The sequence below is a fragment of the Serratia sp. CY81684 genome (genome assembly GCF_052166595.1).
In the GTDB taxonomy this organism is placed as follows: Bacteria; Pseudomonadota; Gammaproteobacteria; order Enterobacterales; family Enterobacteriaceae; genus Serratia; species Serratia nematodiphila.
In genome coordinates this window covers 378,187-401,518 of the sequence record NZ_JBJNOO010000005.1, presented here as the reverse complement: position 1 = coordinate 401,518, position 23,332 = coordinate 378,187, and the positions used below count along the sequence as shown (strand labels likewise).

At 60.1% G+C, this 23,332-nt stretch carries 18 protein-coding genes, 1 tRNA gene and 1 pseudogene; 6 read left to right on the top strand and 14 right to left on the bottom strand.

Going from position 1 to position 23,332, the window contains the following annotated elements; all coding sequences use genetic code 11:
- Positions 1-20: 20 nt before the first annotated feature.
- The 8 genes from ACJ8QF_RS19905 to argF form a co-directional block, all read right to left on the bottom strand.
- Positions 21-815: a transglutaminase family protein gene (locus ACJ8QF_RS19905; RefSeq protein ID WP_004933384.1), complete on the bottom strand. Its 795-nt coding sequence runs from the start codon at positions 813-815 to the stop codon at positions 21-23.
- Positions 812-1,738, bottom strand: coding sequence for an alpha-E domain-containing protein (locus tag ACJ8QF_RS19900; protein ID WP_325962634.1), 927 nt, complete (start codon positions 1,736-1,738; stop codon positions 812-814). The genes ACJ8QF_RS19905 and ACJ8QF_RS19900 overlap by 4 nt, the downstream gene beginning before the upstream one ends.
- Entirely contained in the window at positions 1,732-3,168 is a 1,437-nt protein-coding gene (locus ACJ8QF_RS19895; RefSeq protein WP_004933380.1) for a circularly permuted type 2 ATP-grasp protein, read from the bottom strand. Before ACJ8QF_RS19895 ends, ACJ8QF_RS19900 begins: the two co-directional genes overlap by 7 nt.
- A 260-nt stretch (positions 3,169-3,428) precedes the next feature.
- Positions 3,429-3,815 carry a 2-iminobutanoate/2-iminopropanoate deaminase gene (ridA, locus tag ACJ8QF_RS19890; RefSeq protein ID WP_019453299.1) on the bottom strand — a complete coding sequence of 129 codons (387 nt, stop codon included), beginning with the start codon at positions 3,813-3,815 and terminating at the stop codon, positions 3,429-3,431.
- A 98-nt stretch (positions 3,816-3,913) separates the two neighbouring features.
- Positions 3,914-4,378, bottom strand: coding sequence for an aspartate carbamoyltransferase regulatory subunit (pyrI, locus tag ACJ8QF_RS19885; protein WP_004933377.1), 465 nt, complete (start codon positions 4,376-4,378; stop codon positions 3,914-3,916).
- Positions 4,379-4,390: 12 nt separating this feature from the next.
- Positions 4,391-5,326 (bottom strand): aspartate carbamoyltransferase, encoded by a 936-nt coding sequence (gene pyrB, locus ACJ8QF_RS19880; RefSeq protein ID WP_049243084.1) that lies wholly within the window; start codon positions 5,324-5,326, stop codon positions 4,391-4,393.
- 289 nt (positions 5,327-5,615) lie between these two features.
- Positions 5,616-7,184 (bottom strand): ABC transporter substrate-binding protein, encoded by a 1,569-nt coding sequence (locus ACJ8QF_RS19875; protein WP_442537788.1) that lies wholly within the window; start codon positions 7,182-7,184, stop codon positions 5,616-5,618.
- 195 nt (positions 7,185-7,379) lie between these two features.
- Positions 7,380-8,399, bottom strand: coding sequence for an ornithine carbamoyltransferase (gene argF, locus ACJ8QF_RS19870; RefSeq protein ID WP_442537787.1), 1,020 nt, complete (start codon positions 8,397-8,399; stop codon positions 7,380-7,382).
- 162 nt (positions 8,400-8,561) lie between these two features.
- On the opposite strand from argF, the gene rraB reads away from it, so the two are divergent.
- Positions 8,562-8,987, top strand: a complete 426-nt coding sequence (rraB, locus tag ACJ8QF_RS19865; RefSeq protein ID WP_004933365.1) for a ribonuclease E inhibitor RraB — start codon at positions 8,562-8,564, stop codon at positions 8,985-8,987.
- Between the two features lie 52 nt (positions 8,988-9,039).
- Positions 9,040-9,804, top strand: a complete 765-nt coding sequence (gene miaE / locus ACJ8QF_RS19860; protein ID WP_015376459.1) for a tRNA isopentenyl-2-thiomethyl-A-37 hydroxylase MiaE — start codon at positions 9,040-9,042, stop codon at positions 9,802-9,804.
- A 15-nt stretch (positions 9,805-9,819) separates the two neighbouring features.
- Here the strand turns inward: miaE and ACJ8QF_RS19855 are convergent, their stop codons facing one another.
- From ACJ8QF_RS19855 to pepA, 5 genes are all read right to left on the bottom strand, one after another.
- Positions 9,820-11,427, bottom strand: coding sequence for a GMC family oxidoreductase (locus tag ACJ8QF_RS19855; protein ID WP_442537786.1), 1,608 nt, complete (start codon positions 11,425-11,427; stop codon positions 9,820-9,822).
- Between the two features lie 225 nt (positions 11,428-11,652).
- Complete coding sequence (locus tag ACJ8QF_RS19850; RefSeq protein ID WP_004933360.1) at positions 11,653-12,156, bottom strand: GNAT family N-acetyltransferase; 504 nt, start codon at positions 12,154-12,156, stop codon at positions 11,653-11,655.
- Between the two features lie 199 nt (positions 12,157-12,355).
- The gene (locus ACJ8QF_RS19845; RefSeq protein WP_049187794.1) at positions 12,356-15,232 is read right to left on the bottom strand and encodes a valine--tRNA ligase; all 2,877 of its coding nucleotides are present in this window, start codon (positions 15,230-15,232) and stop codon (positions 12,356-12,358) included.
- A 12-nt stretch (positions 15,233-15,244) separates the two neighbouring features.
- Positions 15,245-15,694 (bottom strand): DNA polymerase III subunit chi, encoded by a 450-nt coding sequence (locus tag ACJ8QF_RS19840; RefSeq protein ID WP_015376463.1) that lies wholly within the window; start codon positions 15,692-15,694, stop codon positions 15,245-15,247.
- 231 nt (positions 15,695-15,925) lie between these two features.
- Positions 15,926-17,437 carry a leucyl aminopeptidase gene (pepA, locus tag ACJ8QF_RS19835; protein ID WP_004933352.1) on the bottom strand — a complete coding sequence of 504 codons (1,512 nt, stop codon included), beginning with the start codon at positions 17,435-17,437 and terminating at the stop codon, positions 15,926-15,928.
- Positions 17,438-17,719: 282 nt separating this feature from the next.
- Here pepA and lptF point away from each other — a divergent pair, with 282 nt between their 5' ends.
- From lptF to ACJ8QF_RS19815, 4 genes are all read left to right on the top strand, one after another.
- Positions 17,720-18,814, top strand: coding sequence for an LPS export ABC transporter permease LptF (gene lptF, locus ACJ8QF_RS19830; protein ID WP_004933351.1), 1,095 nt, complete (start codon positions 17,720-17,722; stop codon positions 18,812-18,814).
- On the top strand, positions 18,814-19,884 hold the full coding sequence (gene lptG / locus ACJ8QF_RS19825) for an LPS export ABC transporter permease LptG (protein WP_016929273.1): 1,071 nt from the start codon (positions 18,814-18,816) through the stop codon (positions 19,882-19,884). The genes lptF and lptG overlap by 1 nt, the downstream gene beginning before the upstream one ends.
- Positions 19,885-20,018: 134 nt before the next feature.
- A complete protein-coding gene (locus ACJ8QF_RS19820; protein ID WP_261237507.1) occupies positions 20,019-20,738 on the top strand; it encodes a LuxR family transcriptional regulator in 720 nt (239 codons plus the stop codon).
- A gap of 1,087 nt (positions 20,739-21,825) precedes the next feature.
- Positions 21,826-21,910 (top strand) — tRNA-Leu (locus tag ACJ8QF_RS19815).
- Positions 21,911-22,077: 167 nt separating this feature from the next.
- On the opposite strand, the pseudogene ACJ8QF_RS19810 reads toward ACJ8QF_RS19815, so the two are convergent.
- A pseudogene (locus ACJ8QF_RS19810) lies at positions 22,078-23,200 on the bottom strand (IS3 family transposase).
- Positions 23,201-23,332 lie beyond the last annotated feature (132 nt).

The window sequence follows — 23,332 nt, the reverse complement described above, 5'->3', positions numbered from 1 at the left end:
CCTTTTCCATCGGCAAGCGGCTACTGGCCGGTTGGCATCATTTGTACGGCGGCGATGGCGCTCATGTCTTCGCAGCCGCCGCCCAATCGCATACCGCGCACCGGGCAGGCGTCCAGATAATCGATGCCGACCGCCAGCTTAAGGTGCTGATTCGGCATGCGTGTATTGTTGGTCACGTCGAAGCTGTGCCAGCGTTCCTCCACCCACACTTCCGCCCAGGCATGGGTGGCGACATGGGTCGAGTCTTCGCTGTACAGGTAGCCGCTGACGTAGCGCGCCGGGATGTTCAGGCTGCGGCAGCAGCTCAGAAAGACATGCGTATGATCCTGACACACGCCGCTGCCGGCGGCGAACGCCTCGGCGGCGCTGTCGGTCACGCGCGTGGAGCCAGGGCTGTAAGGCATCTTCAGCAGCAGTTCACCCATCAGATGTTCCAGGCCGCTCAGCACCGCCTGCGGTTGATGATAACGCAGGGCGAAGGCCTGAATGGCGTCATCGGGCTGGGTCAGCGGGCTATGGCGCAGAAATACCAGCGGCGACAGGTGCCCGAGCGCCCGATCTTCGACGCCGTCTTCAATCTCCACTTCCCCGAGCACCCGAATGGTGATGGCCTGATGCGGTTCATCGAGCGTCAGCACGTGCAGTACATTGCCGAAGGCGTCGGTGGTGCGCACCGCGTCATCCGGCAACGACAGTTGCCAGGAGAGGATGCGCTGATGGGGCGAATCCTGCGGCGTCAGCCGCAGATATTGGGTGCTGCGCTGCACCGGCTGAGCGTAGCGATAATGGGTGTTGTGCTCAATATTCAGTTTCATTGCGCCTCCAGATAAGTGTGATGGATGCTTTCGGCGATGCCGTTCACCTGGCCGAGAAAGGCGCTCAACCACTCTCCCAGGCCGATCTTGTTCAGATCCTTCATGCTGCTGAAGCGCAGCTCGGCATGCAGGGTGTGCGCCAGACGTCGCGGTTGGTTGGCGCCGCCGCCGATCAGTTCCAATTGCTGCACCATGTCGCCGACGCAGGCCAGCAGTGAACGCGGGATTTCATTGCGCAGAATCATCAGTTCGGCGATGGTCTCGCGGCTCAACGGCTGCTTGTAGATGCTGTGGTAGGCTTCGCGCGCGCTCACCGCCCGCAGCAGCGTGTCCATGCGGTAATATTCGCGCACCGGGTCGCCGTCGATGTCCATCAGCGTGTTCTTCACCTCCAGCAGACGGGCGGTGCCGTCGGCCCGCTCCAGCAGGGTGCCGAGACGGATAAAGCGCATGGCGTCGCTGCGCAGCAGCGTGCCGAACATGGCGCCGCGAAACAGATGGGCGCGCTCCTTCACCCAGTCGAAGAAGGCATCGGCGCCCACCGAGCCGATGCCCTGGCGGCGGATCAGTTTCATCTCTATCCAGGTGGCGTTGATGCACTCCCAGACTTCGGACGACAGGCTGCCGCGCACCGCGTGGGCGTTGTTCCAGCCCATTTGCAGGCAGCTGAAGATGCTGCTGTGGTTGCGGTTGTCGAGCGCGAAGAAACTGACCAGATTCGGCATCGTCAATTCCGAGTAGGCGGCGGCATACAGCTGGCCGGTGCCGGTCAGGTTGAGCGGCACCTGCAGATCCTGATCGCCGCCGTCGCGGATCGGCATCATCGACAGCTTGTTGGTGACGTCCAGCACCCGGGCGATGCTTTCCGCCCGCTCCAGATAGCGGGCCATCCAATAGAGTTCACTGGCGGTGCGGCTCAGCATAGGTCGTCCTCCAATACCCAGGTGTCCTTGGTGCCGCCGCCCTGCGACGAGTTCACCACCAGCGAACCTTCCGCCAACGCCACCCGGGTCAGGCCGCCGGGCACCAGGCGGATCTCCGCGCCGCTGAGGGCGAACGGCCGCAGATCGATATGCCGCGGCGCCAGACCGTCGTTGACGAAGGTCGGGCAGGTGGACAGCGCCAGCGTGTTTTGCGCAATGTAATTCTGCGGGCGAGACAGCAGCAGCGCGCGGAAGCGGGCGAGCTCGTCCTTGCTCGCCGTGGGGCCGATCAACATGCCGTAGCCGCCGGCGCCGTGCACCTCTTTCACGACCATCTGTTCGAGGTTGGCCAGCACATACGACAGTTCGTTTTTATGTCGGCACTGCCAGGTTGGCACGTTGTTGAGGATCGGTTCCTCTTGCAGGTAGAAGCGCACCATATCCGGCACGTAGGGGTAGATCGATTTGTCGTCGGCCACGCCGGTGCCGATGGCGTTGGCCAGCACCACATTGCCGGCGCGATACACCGACAGCAGCCCCGGTACGCCGAGCATCGAGTCCGGCCGAAACGCCAGCGGATCGAGGAAGGCGTCGTCCACCCGACGATAGATCACGTCCACTTTGCACGGCCCGGCGGTGGTGCGCATGAAGACCGCGCCGTCCTTGACGAACAGATCGGCGCTTTCGACCAGCTCCACCCCCATCTGCTGCGCCAGGAAACTGTGCTCAAAATAGGCGCTGTTGAAGCGGCCCGGCGTCAGCACCACCACGGTGGGATCGTTGATGGGCGAGCTTTCGCGCAGCGTTTGCAGCAGGTGCGACGGGTAGCGCTCCACCGGCGCGATGCGTTGCCGGGCGAACAGTTCCGGATAGAGACGCATCATCATTTTGCGGTTTTCCAGCATGTAAGAGACGCCGGACGGGGTGCGCAAGTTATCTTCCAGCACGTAGTATTGGCCGTCGCTGTTGCGGACCATGTCCACGCCGACGATATGCGCATAGATATCGCGGTGCAGATCAACGCCTTGCATACAGGGTTGATACTGATCGTTGGCCAGCACCTGCTCCGCCGGAATGAGGCCGGCCTTCAGAATATGCTGCTGGTGGTAAATGTCATGCAGGAAGGCATTGAGCGCCTGTACGCGCTGGCGAATGCCGCGATCGAGCATCGCCCATTCGGCGGCCGGAATAATGCGCGGCACGCTGTCGAACGGGATCAACCGCTCGGCGCCGTCATCGTCGCCGTAGACGTTGAAGGTGATGCCCACCCGGTGAAACAGCAGCGCAGCCTCTTCCCGCTTGCGTTGCACGGCCTGGTGATCGGCCTGCTGCAGCCATTGCCAGTAGGCGTCGTAGTGGCCACGGTGTTTTCCCTCAGCCAGAAGCATCTCATCAAAAAACGGTGAAGCGGAAAGATTGATATTCAGCATCGTCACCTCGTCGACATTGCAGGCTGTCAATCAATCGAGCATAAAACGTGCCAAGGCGATAACGGGCGAAAATGGCGCAGAGCGAGGCTGACGCGGCGAAAAACGCCCGTTTGCGGTGCAGGTGCGGCGTAGCGACGCCTTAATATAGGGCGAAAAGGCGGCGGCGGTGAGCGCTAAAGTCGCAGGGACGACAGGCTGTCGGGGCAGAGCAGAAATAAAAACGGCCAGTCTGCACTGGCCGTGATGCGCGTACGTGTCGATTAACGACGCACGGCGATGGCTTCGATTTCGATCTTCACGTCTTTTGGCAGACGCGCCACTTCCACGCAGGAGCGGGCCGGGAACGGCGCGCTGTGCTCGGTGAAGAAGGCTTCGTACGCGGCGTTGACGGTAGCGAAGTCGTTCAGGTCTTTCACGAACACGGTGGTTTTCACGATGTCGGCAACGTTCAGGCCGGCGGCTTCGACGATCGCTTTGACGTTTTCCAGCGACTGGCGCGCCTGAGCGGCCACGTCGTCGGCGACGGCGCCGGTTTTCGGATCGACCGGGATCTGGCCGGAAGTGATGATCATGCTGCCCAGATCAACGCCCTGCACGTAAGGACCAATGGCTGCCGGGGCGAGTTCAGTGCTGATGTTACGTGACATGTTTTCTCCTGATAAACGAGGATTGTTCTATCCAGAAATCCCATTATAGGGCGTCACCGGGAGAATAACAGCGCCATCTCCCGGCACCCATACCGGGCTTAGTCCGCCTGCAGCACCACCTGGTGCTCGAACTCTTTTTCGCAGTAGCGGCACTTCAGGTGCACTTCGCCGCCGCGCGATTTGACGCTGAAGCTCGACGCCACCGGCTCGCTGCGGCTGATGCAGTTGCCGTTCGGGCAGGTCAGCACCCCGTCGATGTGGTCCGGCAGGCTAAGGGTCAGTTTGCGCACCACTTCATAGTTGTCGATGCGGTTCACCGTGGCCTTCGGCGCGTACATCGCCAGCTGGTTGGCCTGCTGCTCGGTCAGGAAGGTGTTCTCGATCTTGATCAGATCCTTGCGGCCCAGCTCGTTGGAAGGCAGGTTCAGGCCGATGGTGATGCGCTGGTCGGTGGCGGTCAGCTTGAACAGCGTCAGCAGTTTGAAACCGATCTGCGCCGGAATGTGGTCGATCACCGTGCCGCATTTGATCGCTTCGACCTGCAGTTTGTTGTCGTGAGTCATGGCGGTTCCCCCTTAAAGAGCCAAATCTGCGTTGAGCACCAGCGCCAGCAGCGCCTGGCGGGCGAAGATGCCGTTGCCCGCCTGCTGGAAGTAGTAAGCGTGCGGCGTTTTATCCACGTCGGTGGCGATCTCGTCGATGCGCGGCAGCGGGTGCAGCACCTTGAGGTTGGCGCGCGCGCCGGCCAGATCCGCGGCGCGCAGCACGAACTGCGCCTTCACGTTGGCGTACTCGGACGGATCGAGGCGCTCTTTCTGCACCCGGGTCATGTAGAGAATATCCAGCTCCGGCACCACTTCTTCAATGCTGCTGTGCAGGCTGTACTCGATGCTTTTCTCGTCCAGCATTTTCAGGATGTAGGCCGGCATCGCCAGCGCGTCCGGGGCGATGAAGTAGAAGCGGTTGCCTTCGAACTTGGCCAGCGCCTGAGTGAGCGAGTGCACGGTGCGGCCGTACTTCAGATCGCCGACCATGGCGATGCTGAGGTTGCTCAGACGGCCCTGGGTTTCCTGGATGGTGAACAGATCCAGCAGGGTTTGGGTCGGGTGCTGGTTGGCACCGTCGCCGGCGTTGAGCACCGGCACGTTGCCGGAGAACTCTGAAGCCATGCGCGCCGCGCCTTCCTGCGGGTGGCGCATCACGATGGCGTCCACGTAGGTGCTGATCACCGAGATGGTGTCGGCCAGGGTTTCGCCTTTCTTGCCGAGCGAGGTGTTGCTGCCGTCGGCGAAACCGACCACCGAGGCGCCGAGGCGGTGCATCGAGGTTTCGAACGACAGGCGGGTACGGGTCGAGGCTTCAAAGAAGCAGCTGGCGATCACCTTGTGTTTCAACAGTTCCGGCTGCGGGTTGGCTTTCAGACCGGCGGCGGTGCGCAGCACCAGCTCCAGATCCTCGCGGCTGAGATCGTTAATAGAGATGATGTGTTTGTGATACAGCGGGTTGGCCATTTTTCACTCCTCCTCGACGCGTGCCCGTGGCGCGGGACTTTTTAAGGCAAAAAAAAGCCCCTCAATGAGGGGCTTGAAACGATCGGTTTAGCAACAGGAGAAACAACGGCAGCTGGCCGCCGATAGGCAGTCGGTTTTGTCGATTGCGGCTAACAAAACAAACGTCGTTTTTCATGCTTTCTCCTGGCAAATTGTGGCGCATTATACTCGCGCTTTTTGCCACTGCAAGCGTTAAAACGCCGTTTTTTGCCGCCCCGCAATCGATTGGCCGGCGATGGCCGCTCGCCGGCTATTTGCTGACGCGATCGTAGTAGACCATGTCGGCGTTCAGCCCTTGTTGATAGCCTTTGACGTTGTCGCGCAGCACCACTTCGGTTTTGGCCTGATCGATAAACACGTACGGCGAACTGCGCTGCAGCTCCTGTTGCATGGCGGTGTACAGCGCGCGGCGCTTGGCCGGATCGGCTTCGGCCAGCGCCGCCAGCGTCTGCTGGTTCAACTGCGGGATCTGCCAGCCGTTCAGCCCGGCCACCGTGCTGCTCTTGCCGTCGTTGTAGGCGAAGGCGCTGGCGTTGGAGTGGGCGTCGAAGTAATCCGGGATCCACAGGCGGATCGCCGCCTGATGCTGCCTGGCGCGCACGCGGGAGTAAACCTGGCTGCCCGCGGCCGGCAGCAGCTCGATCTTCACGCCGGCGGCGGCGAAGCTGCCCTGCAGCGCCTGAGCGATGGTGATGAACGGCGGTTTGTTCTCTACGTCCAGCGTAAAGGCGGCGTGGGTGATGCCCGCCTTGGCCAGAATGGCTTTCGCCTTGGCCGGATCGTAGCTGAACGGGTTGGTCTCCAGCGCGCCCGGCAGCCCGACCGGCAGGAAGCTCTGGTGCACGAAGTATTGTCCCTTCAGCAGATCCTTCGTGATGCCTTGATAATCCACCAGGTAGCGCGCCGCTTCCCAGAAGGCCGGGTTGTTCAGCAGCGGATTGGCGCCGTTGCCGGTGTTGAACACCAGATAGTTTTGCTCGGCGGACGGGATCTCCAGCACCTTAACCCCCGGCTGGTTCTTCAGCGTGTCGGTCTGGTCGGCGCCCAGTTCGCGGGCGATATCGGCGTCGCCCTGCTGGACCAGCAGGCGGCGGGTGGCCGGATCCGGCACGTTTTTAATGATGATGTTTTTCAGCTGCGGCTTGTCGCCCGGCGTGGCGGGATTGGCGTCCAGCACGATCGCCTGGTGCGGCTGATAGACACGCATCTTGAACGGACCGCTGCCGGCGGAGTGCATCTTCAGCCAGGCGCTGCCGAAGTCGCCGTCTTTGACGTTGGCCAGTGCCGCTTTGCTGTCGACGATCGAGGCGATCGGCGTCGAGAGGATATTCAGCGCCACCGCCGGGCTGACATCCGCCGTCCAGCGCAGCTGCACGGTATGTTCGTCGATCTTCTTGAGCTGCGCGTCGATGTTGTCCGGCTGCCAACCGAGCACGTTGAGGATGAACGCCGGCGATTTGTTCATCTTGACCGCGCGGCTGTAGGAGAAGATCACGTCGTCGGCGGTCAGCGGGTTGCCGGAGGCGAACGCCGCCTGCGGCCGCAGTTTCACCGTCAGCGTTTTGGCCGCTGCATCGCTCTGCCAGCTTTCCGCCAGCACCGGTGCCACCTTGGCCGGATCGTCGCGATCCGCCTGCACCAGCCGCTGATACAGGCTGGGCACCGTCTGGATGCTGGAGAGTTCGTTGGCTTCCGCCGGATCGAGGCTGACGATGTCATCCAGCGATTGCACCACCACCAGCGTATTCGGCGGCGTGGCGGCTAACGCGGCGGCGGGCAGGGCGGCGAGCAGGAACAGCGGCAAGAGTTTGGCTTTCATCGGTGTATATCCCCTGAAGGCACCGCAAGGCGGCGCTGAGAACGGTTTGTTATCGTTGGTTTTTACGGCGCGGGCGCCGTCGGCCTGTCACGGTAGAACCTTTGCCCGCGTCGGGCAAAGGTCAATCCGCTATTTGATATTCCTGGAATATATTAGCCGCCCTGGCCGGGGGCGCCAGGGCGGAGGGGAGGACTGTCAGAGGGTTTCGCTCAGCGTGGCGACCAGCACCGCCTTGATGGTATGCAGCCGGTTTTCCGCCTGATCGAACACCACGCTGTGCGCCGACTCGAACACCTCGTCGGTCACTTCCATGCCGCCGTGCAGATCGTACTGCTGCGCCATCTGCTTGCCGAGCGTGGTTTGGTCGTCGTGGAACGCCGGCAGGCAGTGCAGGAACTTCACGTTTGGGTTGCCGGTCAGTTTCAGCATCGCCATGTTGACCTGATACGGCCGCAGCAGCGCAATACGCTCCTGCCAGGTCTCTTTCGGTTCGCCCATCGACACCCACACGTCGGTGTAGAGGAAGTCGGCGTCTTGCACCCCTTCGGCGATCTCTTCGGTCAGGGTGAGTTTCGCGCCGGTTTGTTGCGCCAGCGCCTGGCACTCGGCCACCAGCTCCGGCTGCGGCCAGCAGGCCTTCGGCGCCACCAGCCGCAGATCCATGCCCGCCAGCGCGGCGGCTTCCAGCAGCGTGTTGCCCATGTTGTTGCGCGCGTCGCCGACGTACGCCAGTTTCACCTCGCTCAGCGCCTTGCCCGGCAGGTGTTCCTGCACGGTGAGCAGATCCGCCAGCAGCTGGGTGGGGTGGAACTCGTCGGTCAGGCCGTTCCACACCGGCACGCCGGCGTGCTGCGCCAGGGTTTCCACCAGCGCCTGGCCGTAGCCGCGATACTGAATACCGTCGTACAGGCGGCCCAGCACCCGGGCGGTGTCTTTCATCGACTCTTTATGGCCGATCTGGCTGCCGCTCGGGCCGAGATAGGTCACCTGCGCGCCCTGATCGAATGCGGCAACTTCGAAAGAGCATCGCGTGCGGGTCGAGTCTTTTTCGAAGATGAGCGCAATGTTTTTGCCCTGCAGCCGGCGCTGTTCCTGCCCCAGCTTTTTGGCCTGTTTCAGATCGGCCGAAAGCTGCAGCAGCGCCTGCAGTTCGGCGGGGGTGAAATCCATTAACCTCAGAAAGTGACGTTGGTAGAACGCATTGCCGGTGCTCATAGTCCGATTCCCTGATTGTGCAATTGAATTAAAATTCACTTTATATGTATGAATATTCAATTTCAACCCCGACGAGGAAATCTTTCACGTTTATCGTGGAAGCAATGTCGGCGGTGTGTGAAAATAGAAGGAATGAAGGCCATTTGACTTGAGGATATAGGCATGGCAAACCGCGAATTGCTGGAAGAACAACGTGAAGAGACCCGCCTGATCATCGAAGAGCTGCTGGAAGACGGCAGCGATCCGGACGCGCTCTACACCATCGAGCACCATCTGTCCGCCGAGAAATTTGAGGTTCTGGAGCAGGCCGCCGTTGAAGCCTTCAAGTTGGGCTACGAAGTGACCGACGCCGAAGAGCTGGAAGTGGAAGACGGTTCGCTGGTGATGTGCTGCGACGTGATCAGCGAAGTCGGCCTGAACGCCGAGCTGATCGACGCCCAGGTCGAGCAGCTGGTGGCGCTGGCGGAACGCTGCGGCGTCAACTACGACGGCTGGGGCACCTACTTCGAAGATCCGAACGGTGAAGACGGTGAGGATGACGAAGACGGCGACTACATCGACGAAGACGACGACGGCAAACGCCACTAATTAACCCCGCTTATTCACATGGGCCGGTTCTCGCCGGCCCCTGATAAACGCCATGACATACCAATCTCTGCTAGCCCCGATTTTAAGCTTCCTGCACTGTGAAACCCCCGACGCCTGGATCGACGCCGCGCGCCGTCCGGAAAACCTGCAGCTATTGCTGACCGACCACCTGGTGTGCGAGCTGAAAGCTGCGCAGACCGGCATGTGGCTGATCCGCCGTTACGTGGCGGACAAAGAGAGCGGCGACGCGCTGTTGGCGCTACTGCGGCCCTACGAGGCGTTTCTGCACGAAGCGCAGGGCGCGCCGGACACGCTGTTCCGCCAGGGCCAGTTCACCCGCAAGATCCTGCCGAAAAACGGCTCGGCCTACGGCCAGGATCTGGCGGATCGCATGGTGCTGTTGATCAAGGAAGAACTGCATCACTTCTCGCAGGTGCTGGAGATCATGCAGGCGCGCGGCATCCCGTATCGCAAGATCACCGCCAGCCGCTACGCCAAGGGCATGATCCGTGAGATCCGTACCCACGATCCGGCGACGTTGATCGACAAACTGATCTGTGGCGCCTACATCGAAGCGCGATCCTGCGAACGCTTCGCCAAGCTGGCGCCGCACCTGGACGATGAGCTGAACCGCTTTTACGTCTCGCTGCTGCGATCCGAAGCGCGCCATTATCAGGACTACCTGACATTGGCCGAGCAGATCGCCGGCGGCGACATCAGCGAACGGGTGGCGCATTTCGGCCGCCTCGAAGCTGAGCTGATCCTGTCGCCGGACAGTGAACTGCGCTTCCACAGCGGCGTGCCTGCCGCCGCCTGAGGTTGAGGCGCGCCCTTACTGCGGCGCGCCCAGCAGCAGATCCACCGCCTTTTCCGCCAGCATGATGGTCGGCGCATTGGTGTTGCCGCTGGTGAGCTGCGGCATCACCGAGCCGTCGATCACCCGCAGCTGTTCAAAACCGTGCACCCGCAGCTGCGGATCGGTCACCGCGTCCTGCGGCGACGGCCCCATGCGGCAGCTGCCCACCGGGTGATACACCGTCTTGCAGAAGTTGCGCACGAACTCCTCCAGCTGCGCCTCATCGCGCGTCCATTCCGGCTGCGGCATCAGCAGATCTTTGATCAGCGGCTTCAGCGCCGCGGTTTGCAGGAAATCCAGGCCGAACTTCACCGCGCGCACGCTGCCGGCCAGATCGTCCGGGTGGCCGAGGTAGTTGGCGTGCAGCTTGACCGGATCGCGTGGGTTGCTGCTGCGCAGCAGCACTTCGCCACGCGCCTTCGGCTGCAGGTAGCCGACCTTGAGCGTAAAGCCGTGAATGTTCGGCAGCGGCTCGCCGGGCACGTCGTCCCAGCTGTCCAGCAGCGGCAGGAAGTGGATCTGCACGTCCGGCCGGCCGTCGCCCTGGCTGTCGGTGAAGGCGGCGCCTTCCAGCACGTTGGACGAAAGCACGCCGCTGCGAAACGCCAGCCACTGCGCGCCGTGGCTCAGCGCCTGCAGGCCGCGATCGGCGCCGAACAGGCTGATCGGCTCGCGGGTGCTGACGTTGATCGACATGTGCAGGTGGTCGTGGAAGTTTTTGCCCACCGGCAGATCTGCCCGCACCTCGATGCCCAGCTGCTGCAGGTGGTCGCGCGGGCCGATGCCGGACAGCATCAGCAGCTTCGGCGATCCGACCGCGCCGGCGCTGACGATCACCTCTTTGGTGGCGCGGGCGGTCATTTCCGCGCCGCCGTTTTGGCTGTAGACCACGCCGGTGGCGACGTTGCCCTCGAAGGTCAGCCGATGCACCAGGGCGTTCAGTTTCACAACCAGCCGCCGTTCGTCGCGCACCGCCTTCAGGTAGGTGCGGGCGGTGCTGGCGCGCTCGCCGTTGTGGGTGGTGGTTTGGTAGAAACCGACGCCGTGCTGGCTGTCGCCGTTGAAGTCGTTGCGATAGGGCAGGTTCAGCTCCTGGCCGGCGCGGATAAACGCCATGCTGAGCGGATGGCGGTAGCGATTCTCGCTGACCGGCAGCAGCCCGTCGGCGCCGTGGTAGTCGTCTGACAGGCTTTCATTGGCCTCGGCGCGTTTGAAGTAGGGCAGCACCTCGCGGTAGCTCCAGCCGGCGCAGCCGTAGCGTTCGGCCCAGTCGTCGTAGTCCTGCGGCTGGCCGCGCAGGTAGATCATGCCGTTCACCGAACTGCTGCCGCCCAGCACCTTGCCCTGCGCGATCTGCATGCGGCGGTTATTGGCGTGCGGTTCCGGCTCCGTCTCATAAGGCCAGCTCTTTTTGGCGATGATCTTGGCCACCCCGGCCGGCATCTTGATGAACAGGTTATTGTCGTCGCCGCCGGCTTCCAGCAGTAGCACCCGCGCCTGGGTGCGGCGGATCAGCTGCGCCGCCAGCACGCAGCCGGCGGAACCGGCGCCGACGATGATGTAATCAAAGGTATTTTCCGACATGACAGCTCTCCGTGCGCGATTGGGATACTGGCAGAGTAACGCGGGGGAAAAGGCGGTCAATTTACGATCATTAATTTATTAACGAACTTCACAATAAATTTACATCGTGGTTTTTAACGTCAGTTTATCTGCTTGAAAAACGGCGTTATAGCGAGTTTTACTGATTGATTGCGATATTAATAAAAAAGGCGCAGCAAGCTACGCCCTGATGAAGAGGCGGGGCGATTACAGCGTTTTCAGCATGGTGACTTCGCAATCGACGTGGCCGGTGGCGCCCATCGCGTGGTCGATGTGTTCAAAGCCCAGGTGTTCGTACAGCGCAACGGCCTGCGTCAGGCTGGCGGTGGTCTCGAGGTAACAACAGCGGAAGCCGTGCTGGCGGGCGAAATCCAGCGCCTGCAGCGCCAGGCGTTTCGCCAATCCCTTGCCGCGCAACACCGGCAGGAAATACATCTTCTGCAATTCGCAAATATCGTCTGCGCCGCCCTGCAGCGGCGCGATGCCGCCGCCGCCGGCGACCTGGCCGTCCACTTCGATCACCCAGTAAGCGCTGCGCGGCAGGCTATAGAGCTGATACAGGGCGTCCAGATTGGGATCGGAGACGGTATAGCCTTTATCCGCCGTCAGGCCGTGCTCGGCGGAGACTTCGCGAATGACGTGAGCAATGGCGGGATTGTCTTCCGCAGTGATGGGGCGCACCAGCAGGCGCGCCGGGGTTGCTGTTGTCATGTTTACACTCGCCATTGAAAGAGACCACGTTCGTTTTTCGTTTTTATCGCAGCGCGAAACGCGCCGGGGGTTATTTCCCGGCGGCGTCCCTGCAGCAGTAATATCTTGTAATAACATCTAACCCGGCCCGGATGCAACGGCGATAAAAAAACAGCGGGGAAGACCCCGCTGTTTTCAGGCGTTGGCGTGAGCCGGTGGATTACAGCGCGGCGATGGTCGCCTGCTGTTCCTGCAGCTTCACTTTGCCTTCTTTGCAGGCCGCCAGGCGATCGCGCTCTTTGGCGACCACCGCTTCCGGCGCGCGCGCCACGAAGCCTTCGTTCGCCAGCTTGCCTTCGATCGAAGCGATTTCCGCATCCAGCTTGCCCATCTCTTTGGCCAGACGCGCGATCTCGGCGTCCTTGTCGATGAAACCGGCCATCGGGATCAGCAGCTCGGCGCCGTCCACCAGCTTGGTGACGGAGACCGGGCCTTTCTCACCGGCCGGCAGCAGCGCGATGGATCCCAGGCGCGCCAGGCGGGCGATAAAGCTTTGGTTCTCCTGCACGCGGCGCTGGGCGTCGGCGCTGCAGTTGCGCAGCAGCACGTCGAGCGCTTTGCTTGGCGCGATGTTCATCTCGGCGCGGATGTTGCGCACGGCGATGATGGTTTGCTTGATCCACTCCAGATCGTTCAGCGCCTGCTCGTCTTCCAGCGCGGCGTCGTAGGCCGGGAACGGCTGCAGCATGATGGTGTCTGCGGTCGTGCCGGTCAGCGGCTTCACGCGCTGCCAGATGGTTTCGGTGATGAACGGAATGATCGGGTGCGCCAGGCGCAGCAGCGCTTCCAGCACGGTGATCAGCGTGTGGCGGGTGCCGCGCTGTTCCGCTTCACTGCCGTTGCTCACCACCGGCTTGGTCAGCTCCAGATACCAGTCGCAGAACTGGTTCCAGGTGAATTCGTACAGGATGTTGGCCGCCAGATCGAAGCGGTAGGTATCCAGCGCTTCGCGGTAGGCTTTCACCGTGCGGTTGAATTCGGCCAGGATCCAGCGATCCGCCAGCGACAGCACTTTCTCGCCGCCGTTGAAGCCGCAGTCGTGTGCTTCGGTGTTCATCAGCACGAAGCGGCTGGCGTTCCACAGCTTGTTACAGAAGTTGCGGTAGCCTTCCAGGCGCTTCATGTCCCAGTTGATGTCGCGGCCGGTCGAGGCCAGCGCCGCCAGGGTGAAGCGCAGGGCGTCGGTGCCGTGCGGCTCGATGCCGTTCGGGAACTGCTTCTCGGTGCGCTTGCGGATCTTCTCCGCCAGCTGCGGCTGCATCATGTTGCCGGTGCGTTTTTCCAGCAGATCTTCCAGCGAGATGCCGTCGACCATGTCCAGCGGATCGATCACGTTGCCTTTCGACTTGGACATCTTCTGGCCTTCGTCGTCGCGGATAAGACCGGTCATGTAGACGGTCTTGAACGGCACCTGCGGCTTGCCGTTTTCATCCTTGATGAAGTGCATGGTCAGCATGATCATGCGCGCGATCCAGAAGAAGATGATGTCGAAGCCGCTGACCATCACGCTGGTCGGGTGGAAGGTTTTCAGCGCGTCGGTCTGCTCCGGCCAGCCCAGGGTGGAGAAGGTCCACAGGCCGGACGAGAACCAGGTGTCCAGCACGTCTTCGTCCTGGGTCAGCACCACGTCGGCGCCCAGGTTGTTCTCGCTGCGCACTTCTTCTTCGCTGCGGCCCACGTAGACTTTGCCGTTCACGTCGTACCAGGCCGGGATGCGGTGGCCCCACCACAGCTGACGAGAGATGCACCAGTCCTGAATGTCGCGCATCCAGCTGAAGTACATGTTTTCGTACTGCTTCGGCACGAACTCGATTTGGCCCTGTTCGACCGCTTCCACCGCCACTTTGGCCAGCGGCGCGGTGCGCACGTACCATTGGTCGGTCAGCATCGGCTCGATCACCACGCCGCCGCGGTCGCCGTAAGGCACCGTCAGATCGTGCGGTTTAATCTCGTCCAGCAGGCCCAGATTTTCGAAGGCGGCAACCACCGCTTTACGCGCCGCGAAGCGCTCCAGGCCGCGGAACTCGGCCGGGATCTCGTTGCAGTAGTCGGTGCAGACTTCGCCCAGGGTGTTGAACACTTCCGCTTCCTGACGGATGTCGCCGTCGAAGGTCAGAATGTTGATCATCGGCAGGCCGTGGCGTTTGCCGACTTCGTAGTCGTTGAAATCGTGCGCCGGGGTGATCTTCACGCAGCCGGTGCCTTTTTCCATATCGGCGTGTTCGTCGCCGACGATGCGGATGCGGCGGCCGACCAGCGGCAGAATAATCTCTTTGCCGATCAGGTCTTTATAGCGCGGATCTTCCGGGTTGACCGCCACGCCGGTATCGCCCAGCACGGTTTCCGGACGGGTGGTGGCGACCACCAGGTAGTCTTTGCCCTCGGCGGTTTTCGCGCCGTCGGCCAGCGGGTAGCGCAGGTGCCACATCGAGCCTTTGGATTCGCGGTTTTCCACTTCCAGATCGGAGATGGCGGTGCGCAGCTTCGGATCCCAGTTCACCAGGCGCTTGCCGCGGTAGATCAGATCTTCTTTGTGCAGACGGACAAACACTTCGCGCACCGCGTTCGACAGGCCTTCGTCCATGGTGAAGCGCTCGCGCTCCCAGTCCACGGAGTTGCCCAGACGGCGCATCTGGCGGGTGATGGTGCCGCCGGATTCCGCTTTCCACTGCCAGATCTTGTCGATGAACGCGTCACGGCCGTAGTCGTGGCGGGTTTTGCCTTCTTCTGCGGCGATCTTGCGTTCCACCACCATCTGGGTGGCGATGCCGGCATGGTCGGTGCCCGCCTGCCACAGGGTGTTTTTACCCTGCATGCGCTGATAGCGAATCATGGTGTCCATGATGGTCTGCTGGAACGCGTGGCCCATGTGCAGGCTGCCAGTGACGTTCGGCGGCGGGATCATGATGCAGAAGCTTTCCTGGCTGGTATCGCCGTTCGGCTTGAAGTAACCCTGATTCTCCCAGTGATCGTACAGCTTCTGTTCGATCTGTTTTGGGTCGTATGCGGTATCGAGCTGACTGTTTGTCTTTTCCATTCTTTATCGTATTCAGTGAGTTGGCGGCGTAGCCGTGGTCAAATGGAAGCCGACGCTGCGATAGGCCTTGTAACGGTCGCGCGCCAACTGTTTCAGAGTGTCTTCGTAAGGAACGAAGTCTACCACTTCATGGAAAGCGGTAGCAAAATCGGCAAACTGCGGCAGTAGGGCGATCAGCAGATCGCGCGGGGCGTTGCCGCGCTTGCCGGGCCAGCACAGTTCCACCGGCGCGCCGTAGTGCGGCCCTTCGCCGGCCAGGTTGTGCGGCACGAATTCATGCGGCTCGCGCTGCCACAGCGCTTCGTCCAGTCGCTGGGCCTGCTCCTGGCTCTCGCAGGCGATCAGCACCCGCTTGCCGGTGCGCCAGCGTTCGGCGGCAACGGCGCAGGCCACGGCCTCATGGGCGCTGAGCGCGCCTGACGGTTCCGCGTTGTCGAGCAAATAAAACGTCGCCTGTTTCATTAAGGATCCACCGCTGCCGATAAAAAAACAGGGCACAACATGTAGGTTGCGCCCTTTTTGGGAACGGAGCAGATAACTCTACCCCTTCGCTGCTGAGAGGATTATATACCCAATAGATTTCAAGTTGCAGCTAGGCGGCAAGTTCGTTCATCCCCAGGAGCTGACATCAAGTCAGTGACTGGGGTGAACGAATGCGGCCAACAACGCTGCGGCTTGAAAGATGAAGGGTATTTAATCGTCGCCGTTCAGGCCTGCACGGTTCAGTAAGAACTGCGACAGCAGCGCCACCGGGCGGCCGGTCGCGCCCTTGGCTTTACCGGAGCGCCAGGCGGTGCCGGCGATATCCAGATGCGCCCAGGTGTACTTGCGGGTGAAGCGCGACAGGAAGCAGGCAGCGGTGATGGCGCCGCCAGGGCGGCCACCGATGTTCGCCATGTCGGCGAAGTTGGAGTCCAACTGCTCGTAGTACTCGTCGGCCATCGGCAGGCGCCAGGCGCGGTCGCCGGCCTGCTCGGAAGCGCCCAGCAGCTCGTGCGCCAGCGGGTTGTGGTTCGACATCAGGCCGGTGATGTGGTGGCCCAAAGCGATCACGCAGGCGCCGGTCAGGGTGGCGATGTCGATCACCAGCTCCGGCTCGAAGCGCTCGACGTAGGTCAGGGTGTCGCACAGCACCAGACGGCCTTCGGCGTCGGTGTTGAGCACCTCGACGGTCTGGCCGGACATGGTGGTCAGCACGTCGCCCGGACGATACGCCCGGCCGCCCGGCATGTTTTCACAGCCGGCCAGCACGCCGATCACGTTCAGCGGCAGGTTCAGCTCCGCCACCACGCGCATCACGCCGTACACGGTCGCCGCGCCGCACATGTCGTATTTCATCTCGTCCATGCCGTCGGCCGGTTTGATCGAGATGCCGCCGGAGTCGAAGGTCAGCCCTTTGCCTACCAGCACGATCGGCTTAGCGTCCGGATTTGGGTTGCCCTTATATTCCATCACCGACATCAATGATTCGTTCTGCGAACCGGCGCCGACCGCCAGATAGGCGTTCATGCCCAGCTCTTTCATCTGCTGTTCGCCGATGACGCGGGTGGTGATGTTGGTGCTGAAGGCGTCCGCCAGCTGACGGGCCTGCGAGGCCAGGTAGCCGGCGTTACAGATGTTCGGCGGCATGTTGCCGAGATCTTTGGCCGCCTTGATGCCGGAAGCCACCGCCAGGCCGTGCTGAATCGCGCGCTCGCCGCTGGTGAGCTCACGGCGGGTCGGCACGTTGAACACCATTTTGCGCAGCGGACGACGCGGCTCCACCTTGTTGCTTTTCAGCTGATCGAAGGTGTAGAGCGTCTCTTTGGCGGTTTCCACCGCCTGACGCACTTTCCAGTAGGTGTTGCGGCCTTTCACGTGCAGCTCGGTCAGGAAGCAGACCGCTTCCATTGAGCCGGTGTCGTTGAGGGTATTGATGGTTTTCTGGATCACCTGCTTGTATTGGCGCTCATCGAGCTCGCGCTCTTTGCCGCAGCCGATCAGCAGGATGCGCTCGGAGAGAATGTTGGGCACATGGTGCAGTAGCAGCGTCTGCCCGACCTTGCCTTCCAGTTCGCCACGGCGCAGCAATGCGCTGATATAACCATCACTGATTTTGTCGAGTTGTTCTGCGATAGGGGACAGGCGGCGCGGTTCGAAAACGCCGACTACAATACAGGCACTGCGCTGTTTTTCCGGGCTACCGCTTTTTACACTGAACTCCATGCACTCTCCTGAATCTTAAAGACAAAGGCGGACGCTACGGCTAGAATAATCGACTCCGTAACGATCTCCCGCCATTTGAGTTAACGGATTATGTTAACCTGAACGGCGTAAATTGCTCTGTTTTGGCGACTATAAGCAAGTTCCTATAGGACACCCAAACGGCTTGATGTTGTAATACTATTTTAGCTGTGAAGGTTGCCATATGATGAGAATAAATGGCGGATTAGCGATGAAATTATCGATTTTCCTGCAAAAAGACAAGTTTTCACAGGCGTAATAAGCGTGATCATCATAAGATATCTGGTACGGGAAACGCTCAAGAGCCAAATCGCCATCCTGTTCATCCTGCTTCTGATCTTCTTTTGTCAGAACCTGGTCAGGGTGTTGGGCGACGCGGTGGACGGCAATATCCCGACAAACTTAGTACTCTCTCTGCTCGCTCTGGGCGTGCCGAAGATGGCGCAGCTCATCCTGCCTTTGAGCCTGTTTCTCGGCTTGCTGATGACGCTTGGGCGGTTGTATACCGAGAGCGAAATCACCGTCATGCACGCCTGCGGGCTGGGCAAACGCACCCTGATTATCGCCGCCATGATCCTGGCGCTGTTCACCTCTGCGGTCGCGGCGGTGAACGTGTTTTGGGCCGGCCCCTGGGCCTCGCGCTATCAGGACGTGGTGGTGAACGAAGCCAAGGCCAACCCGAGCATCGCCGGGCTGGCGGAAGGGCAGTTCAAACCCTCGCAGGACGGCAACGCGGTGCTGTTTATCGGCAACGTGAAGGGCAGCACCTTCAACGACGTGTTCCTGGCGCAGCTGCGGCCGAACGGCAACCAACGCCCGTCGGTGGTGGTGGCCGAGCACGGCAACATCGTGCAGCAGAAAGACGGCTCGCAGGTGGTGACGCTCGACAAGGGCACGCGTTTTGAAGGCACCGCGCTGCTGCGCGACTTCCGCATTACCGACTTCACCGACTACAAGGCGGTGATTGGCCACCGCACCGTGGCGGCGGACAACACCGAATCCGAACAGATGTCGATGCAGACGCTGTGGGAATCCGACGATCCGGACGCGCGCGCCGAGTTCCACTGGCGCCTGACGCTGGTGGTGTCGGTGGCGCTGATGGCGCTGCTGGTGGTGCCGCTCAGCGTGGTGAACCCGCGCCAGGGCCGCGTGCTGAGCATGCTGCCGGCCATCCTGCTGTATCTGATCTTCTTCCTGCTGCAGACCTCGCTGCGCTCCAACGCCGGCAAGGGCAAGCTGGATCCGATGCTGTGGCTGTGGCTGGTTAACGGCGTTTACTTCGCGATCGCGCTGGCGCTGAACCTGTGGGATACCGTGCCGATGCGCAAGCTGCGCGCACGCCTGAGAGGAGCGGCCTGATGTTTGGCGTATTAGACAGGTATATCGGTAAAACGATTTTCAACACCATCATCATGACGCTGTTCATGCTGGTGTCGCTGTCCGGCATCATCAAGTTCGTCGATCAGCTGCGCAAGGTCGGCCAGGGCGAATACACCGCGCTGAGCGCCGGCATGTACACCCTGCTGAGCGTGCCGAAAGACATCGAGATCTTCTTCCCGATGGCGGCGCTGCTCGGCGCGCTGCTCGGCCTGGGCCAACTGGCGACGCGCAGCGAACTGGTGGTGATGCAGGCTTCCGGCTTCACCCGCCTGCAGATCGCCGGCTCGGTGATGAAAACCGCCATTCCGCTGGTGCTGCTGACCATGGCGATCGGCGAGTGGGTGGCGCCGCAGGGCGAGCAGATGGCGCGCAACTACCGCGCCCAGCAGATGTACGGCGGCTCGCTGCTCTCTACCAAGAGCGGGCTGTGGGCGAAGGACGGCAACGACTTCATCTACATCGAGCGCGTCTCCGGCGATAAAGAACTCTCCGGCGTGAACATCTACCACTTCAACGATCAGCGTCGCCTCGAGACGGTGCGCTATGCGGCCACCGCCAGCTTCGAGAACGGCCTGTGGCAGCTTTCGCAGGTGGACACCTCGGATCTGACCAACCCGAAACAGGTGACCGGCACCCAGACGCTGACCGGCGAATGGAAAACCAACCTGACCCCGGACAAACTGGGCGTGGTGGCGCTGGATCCGGATTCGCTCTCCATCAGCGGGCTGCACAACTACGTGAAGTACCTGAAGCAGAGCGGCCAGGAAGCCAACCGTTACCAGCTCAACATGTGGAGCAAAATCTTCTCGCCGCTGTCGGTGGCGGTGATGATGCTGATGGCGCTGTCGTTCATCTTCGGCCCGCTGCGCAGCGTGCCGATGGGCATCCGCGTGGTGACCGGCATCAGCTTCGGCTTCCTGTTCTACGTGCTGGATCAGATCTTCGGCCCGCTGAGCCTGGTGTACAGCATGCCGCCGGTGCTGGGCGCGCTGCTGCCGAGCATGCTGTTCCTGCTGATCAGCGTGTATATGCTGCTCAAACGCAAGTAGCGGGGCAAGCGGTAGTGAAGAAAGGCGTGGCCGCGGGGCCGCGCCTTTTTTGTTGGTGTGGCATGCCCCCGCCTGCGGTTTTTGTCGTGCTATAGTCACTTCAGCAGCAATGCAGGAGAGGGAGCAGGCAGCCAATGGAAGACGAATATAATCTCAGCAACATTATCGGCAAGCGCCTGGAGGCGGCATTAGGAGAGTTGGGCGATCTCCTGTGGGCGTATGTGGTCCTATCCAAAAAAGACATTGCCTGCATCTTTGGCGTCACCAACTACCCGAGTGAATGGGTAAAAAAGTACCAAGAGCAGGGATTGCAGTACATTGATCCGGTAGTGCTTACCGCCCGCAACCGCCTGACCCCGTTCGCCTGGGACGAGCAAATCATGGCCGACGCGGGGCTGCACTTTCCTGAGTTGTTTGAACAGGCCCGCGAGTTTGGCGTAACGCACGGCTATACCTTCGTGCTGCACGATTACAACGACAATCTTGTCACGCTTTCCTTTGCCTTCAACCTTGAGCAAAGAGCGGAAGCCATCCAGGCGCTCACCGATCGTAAAGGTGATATTTCGGTATTGCTGGCCTCAATCCATGAGTCCTATCTGGCGCTGTCCCCACTGACAGCAAAAAACGCCGCAGCCCTGGAGAGAAACGCCCGCTTTACCGACAGGGAAAACGAGATCCTCTATTGGGCCAGCGTAGGTAAAACCTACCAGGAAACGGCGATGATCCTCGGTATAAAGACCGGCACCATCAAGTTTCATATGTCCAACGTCGTCAAAAAGTTGGGGGTCACGAATGCCCGACATGCCGTGCGCCTGGGGATGGAGCTGCGGCTGATTAAACCGGTGGATGGATAGGCTGCTAGCGCCCCGTGGAATACTGAGCCGGCGGCAGCGCAAAGCTAAATAAGTCGGGAGGCGTATAGAGGTAAAAAGTATCGGCTAACGAACAGAGCCTTTCGATTCAGGAAATGACGGGCGTTAACCGGTATTGATTTTGCACCGTGGCGATTAACGTGAAGGCCGCAATAGCATAGCGGCCTCGAACTCTGCGATATGAAATAATCACCGCACTGAACTTATAAAGGTCTAGTAAGGGACTGTACTTTAGTCTAACTAGTTTCTTGCCCCTTGAGGCGATACACTTTCCCGGTAATGTTTTGATAAAAAATACAAAAAAAAACCTGACCGCGTAGGGCCAGGTTGCCAATATTGGCCAACACCAGGGAAAATTTTCTTGCACCATCTTAAAGCTATTAACTCCGCAGAGGCAAGCGATCTCAGCTGGTTTTTAGGCATTAACTAGCCATTTTGTTATGTATGTACGCTATTTTCTGGTGATTTAAGATAAAACCCATCTAATAGAATTATTCTTTCTCCTTTGAGAGCGCCATTCCAATTTTTTTATTTCCTGCCTGATATCTACCAATGAAAAAATAGTGTTCTCGAAATGTTGCGCAACCTCATTCTTTATTGACTGACACATTGTTATGAAATTATTTGGAGCGTTGTCATTGCGGCTGGGGATTATTTTATTTTTGAGTGGCGCTGGGTGAGTCAGTGGGGATGGGGGAGGCAGGTGCTACCTTCCGCGTGGCGGGTTCCTGAATGTATCCCGCTAACGCGGTGAGCGGTTCTGGCTCGTGGGAATGAATGACGTACGGCACAGGAGCCATCATTGCTCTGCGCAACGTCGCTGGAGCCTGGCATCGGACGGCATCGTGTGAGCGTGGTGTGCCTCACCCCCAGATGCTCGTTGCAACAGCCTGTGGATGTAGCATGCTCATCATCAACGTGGTTGGGAAGGGCGCGCAGCGGGAAGACGGGGCGGGCAAACGCGCGTTGCGGCGGTTTTTTCGACACTTAACTCATTGAACAACGGATAAGTGTTGCGTGCTGGTCGCGGGAAGGTATAATTCACCCGTTTTCCGCATACTACTTCAGTGCCGAAGTGGCGAAATCGGTAGACGCAGTTGATTCAAAATCAACCGTAGAGATACGTGCCGGTTCGAGTCCGGCCTTCGGCACCATCGGAACATCAATAGACGTCAACGGACGTCTTTTTTTGTGCCTGAAATCCAGTATCCGCAAGCCTTTCCTCGATTTTCCTTTCAACAGAAGTCAATCTGAGTCAACCCACATCAACAAGCTTGTGAGTATACTAATGATGATCTGCCCCCAGGATTAGATACAACCTTCAGTTAGTAATGTCGGTTGGTTTTTCTTCATATTTCCTGTTTCGCCAGTCCGTTGCAAATTCAGCTGGTGTCTGGTAATCCAGCGATGAATGGGGACGGCGCTCGTTATAATCCTGCCGCCAGTCATTAATCGTTTTCCGGGCATGAAGAATATCGCTGAACCAGTGTTCATTCAGACACTCATCGCGAAAGCGTCCGTTAAAACTCTCAATAAATCCGTTCTGCGTTGGCTTACCTGTGGCTGGATAAGCCGTAGTTCCACACCATGCTCAAAGGCCCATTGATCGAGCGCGCGGCAGGTAAATTCCGGGCCCTGATCGGTTCTTATTGTCGCCGGATAGCCCCTAAACAGCGCGATGCTGTCCAGAATACGCGTGACATGAACGCCTGAAATACCGAAAGCAGCGGTGATCGTCAGACACTCCTTCGTGAAATCATCCACACAGGTCTGGCACTTGATCCTCCGACCGTTGACCAGTGCGTCCATAACGAAATCCATCGACCATGTCAGGTTCGGCGCATCTGGGCGCAGAAGCGGAAACCGTTCGGTTGCCAGCCCTTTACGGCGTCGTCTGCGTTTTACGCTCAGTCCATTAAGATGGTAAATACGGTATACCCGCTTGCGATTGACGTGAAAGCCCTCCCGACGCAGCAGCTGCCAGATGCGGCGGTAGCCAAAACGCTTGCGCTCCAGTGCCAGCTCAGTGATGCGCCCTGATAAATGCGCATCAGCTGCCGGACGCTGAGCCTCATAGCGGCAGGTCGACAGGGACAAACCTGTAAGCCTGCAGGCACGACGTTGCGACAGACCGGTCGCATCACACATAAACTCAACGGCTTCCCGCTTCTGGCCTGTCGTCAGTACTTTCGCTCCAGAGCCACCTGAAGTGCCTCCTTATCCAGCATGACTTCGGCAAGTAGCTTCTTGAGGCGGGCGTTCTCCTCTTCAAGAGATTTAAGCCGCTTCACCTCAGGAACTTCCATGCCACCAAACTTCTTGCGCCAGGTGTAGAAAGTGGCATCGGAAATGGCGTGCTTACGGCAGACCTCACGGGCAGAAACTCCGGCTTCCGCTTCGCGAAGAATACTGATGATCTGTTCGTCGGAAAAACGCTTCTTCATGGGGATGTCCTCATGTGGCTTATGAAGACATTACTAACATCGGGGTGTATTAATCAACGGGGAGCAGGTCAATGAGTATATTTGTCGATTCGATATTGCTTGTATGCTCACGATATACGAATGGAAGGAGTG